Origin of the sequence: Streptomyces turgidiscabies Car8 (genome assembly GCF_000331005.1) — a bacterium.
GTDB classification, from domain to species: Bacteria; Actinomycetota; Actinomycetes; order Streptomycetales; family Streptomycetaceae; genus Streptomyces; species Streptomyces turgidiscabies.
The window spans coordinates 1-3,089 of the sequence record NZ_AEJB01000586.1 but is presented as its reverse complement, the minus strand read 5'-3'; the positions used below and the strand labels follow the sequence as shown (position 1 = coordinate 3,089).

2 protein-coding genes are annotated in these 3,089 nt (G+C 68.4%); both read left to right on the top strand.

Going from position 1 to position 3,089, the window contains the following annotated elements; genetic code table 11:
- Window positions 1-133: 133 nt before the first annotated feature.
- Complete coding sequence (locus tag STRTUCAR8_RS41320) at window positions 134-1,576, top strand: cellulose binding domain-containing protein (protein WP_006382366.1); 1,443 nt, start codon at window positions 134-136, stop codon at window positions 1,574-1,576.
- 70 nt (window positions 1,577-1,646) lie between these two features.
- The coding region (locus tag STRTUCAR8_RS41315) for a polysaccharide deacetylase family protein (RefSeq protein WP_006382365.1) at window positions 1,647-3,089 on the top strand (1,443 nt) is incomplete at its 3' end.

The following is a 3,089-nucleotide window of genomic DNA, read 5'->3' as shown; positions in this document are numbered from 1 at the left end:
CGGCCCGCTGTTTTGGTTCACATCCTCGGGATGACGCCTCACCGATAGGATTCACACAGGATCCGACCATATGCAGCACTCATTCGAGCGTTTCGACCTCAATGTCGTGCGACTGCCCTGCGAAGGAATGTCCGTGCCCTCCAACCGCCGTCAGCCTCGCCCCCGCAGCCGGGTCTGGCCGAAGATCAGGCTGCTACTCGTCGTGGGCGTGGTCGGTGCCGGCGGCACAGCGCTCTATCCGCTGTGGCGTGCGGCGAATCCGGATCCGCCGGAGCTCGCCGTCCGGTACCGGACCGACACCGCGGCCAGGGCGGAGACGGCCAGGCCGTCGCTCGAGGTCTTCAACGAGTCGAAGAAGCCGCTGCCGCTGAGCGAGGTGACGCTCCGGTACTACTTCACCGCGGACGACGCCTCCGCGTACGCCTTCAACTGCGTCCAGGCCGCCGTGGGCTGCTCGAACATAGCCGGGACCATCGGCACCCCGGACGAGCCCACCGAGACCGCCGACCGCTACCTCGAGATCGCGTTCACGGCAGGGGCGGGCGCGCTCGAGCCCGGGGCGAACAGTGAGGGCATAGAGCTGCAGCTCTACCGCGTCGACCACAAGAAGCTGAAGCAGTCCAACGACCGCTCCTTCGACGACACGATGACGAGCTACAAGGAGTCGAAGAAAGTGACCGCGTACAGACGCGGTGTGCTCGTCTGGGGCGAGGAACCGGACGGCGGCAAGCCCAGCAGCGACAGCGAGACGCCGCCGGCGTCCGCTGCGGCCGGCCCGGCACCGGTCGTCCCCGCCAAGGCCGTCTTCGACAACTTCAACTACCGCGGCCCCAAGGATCCGGCGCTCTTCAAGCACGGCTGGCTGGTCCGCACCAGCAAGGGCGGCCCGGGAATCGACGACACCTGGTCGGCGGACGGCGTCAGCTTCCCCAGCGAGGCGAACGCCGAGGGCCACGGCCAGGTGCTTCAGCTGCGTGCCGCCACGGACGGCACCAAGGCCGGTACCCAGCAGGCCAGTCTGGGGACCGCCGCCACCGAGTTCCGCAAGGGCACCTACGCCGCCCGGATCCACTTCAGCGACAAGCCCGGCAAGGGCGAGAACGGCGATCACGTCAACCAGACGTTCTACACGATCGGCGGCAGCGGCACCAAGTACAGCGAACTCGACAACGAGTACATGCCGAACGGCGGCTGGGGGGCGCCGGGCCCCAAGCTCGACACCACGAGCTGGTACAGCGTCGAGGCCGGCGACAGGGTCACCACCAAGACGGAGGCGAGCCTCGCCGGGTGGCACACCATGCTGATCACCGTCGACGACGACCGGGTCACGTACCGCCTCGACGGCCGGAAGCTGTTCAGCAGCACCGGCAAGTACGTCCCGCGCTCCGGTATGTCGGTGAACTTCAACACCTGGTTCGTGGACCTTCCGTTCAAGGGCGACCGCGTCTGGAACATGAAGGTCGACTGGCTGTACTACAACGCCGAGGCCACCCTCTCCCAGAAGCAGGTCGACGCGGCGGTGAAGGGCTTCACCGACAGCGGCATGAACTACTTCGACACGGTGGCCAAGCCCTGACCCCGCGTCCCCCTCCCGGTCCCCGGTCCACAGCCCCCGGTCCACAGTCGCGCACCCGCAGGAGCCCCCGTTGAGCAGTGAGCCGTTGTCACCACGCGCCCTGAGCCGGCGCTCCGCACTGCGTCTGGCCGGTACGGGAGGTATCGCGACCACAGGCGGCACCGTACTGGGCGCCGCGGTGGCCCAACCCGCTTCGGCGGCCACTGTCACGGCCGCCGCGGCCGGGGCGATCGGCGGACTCGACACCCCGCCGCCGTACGCCCCGTCCGGACGCCGCCCCAAGTACCGCCGCGCCACCTGGAGTCAGCAGTTCCAGGCAGGACACGGCTGGTCCGCCGCGGGCGCCGGTACCGCGTCGGCCGAACCGAACGACACCTCGGTCTTCGTCCGGGGAACGCAGTCGGTCCGGGTCACCACCACGGGTACGGGCACGCAGTCGTACGTCCGCAGAACCGCTCAGCCCGCGATGAACCTGACCGGGAAGATGATCCGTCTCCTGCTGCGGGTCGAGGACACGGCCAAGCTGTCCAAGCTGGTCTTCTACCTGGGCAGCGGCTCGTTCGCGAACTTCTTCTCCTGGACGGTCCACACCCACTCCACCACGTCGGCCAACTACGTCCAGTCGGGAGAATGGGTCACGGTCCATCTCCAGTGGGCCGACGTGGCCGGCGCGGTCGGCACGTACTCGGTCTCCGCCGCCGGTGTGCCCTCCACCAGAACCGGTTTCACGGACATGTCGTTCGCCGTGTACGACAACGCGGGCGGACCGGTGACGTACTGGCTCCAGGCCGTCGAGCTGGTGCCCGACACGGCCGCCGTCTTCCCGAAGGGAGCCGTCTCGCTCACCTTCGACGACTCCCACAACTCGGTCCACAACCTGGCCCGGCCGGCGATGGACGCGTACGGGTTCGCCGGCACGGTCTACAACATCGCCGACGCGATCGGCACCGGCAGCTTCCTGACCATCGACCAGATGCGCTCGATGCAGGACTTCTCCGGCTGGGAGATGGGCGGGCACTCGTTCTCGACGGCCGCCCACGCGGCGAACTACAGCACGCTCACCGCGCGCCAGGTGGACGACGACTTCCGGCAGCTGCGGGAGTGGCTGGTGTCCAACGGTTTCACCAGCGAGCACTTCGCGTATCCGCACGGCGCGTTCCAGAAGACGACGGACGGCGTTCCGGTGGATCTGATCGCCACCCGGCACTTCACCACGGCCAGATCCATCATCTCCGAGACGGTCGAGTCCTTCGCCCCGGCGATGCCGTACCGCCTCAAGGCCCTGACAGGCATCAACGACGGCTCGGGCATCGGAGGCACCGCCCTGTCGGGCCTGACCGCCGCGGGCGGCAGGCTGGACCGCTGCGCGAACAACGGCGACTGGCTCATTCTCTGTCTGCACCGGATCGTGGCGGGAACTCCGGCCAGCAGTACGGAGATCAGCCGGGCCGGCCTCGCCACGCTCATGGAGGCGATCAACGCCCGTGGCATCCCGGTGGTGACCGTCTCGGAG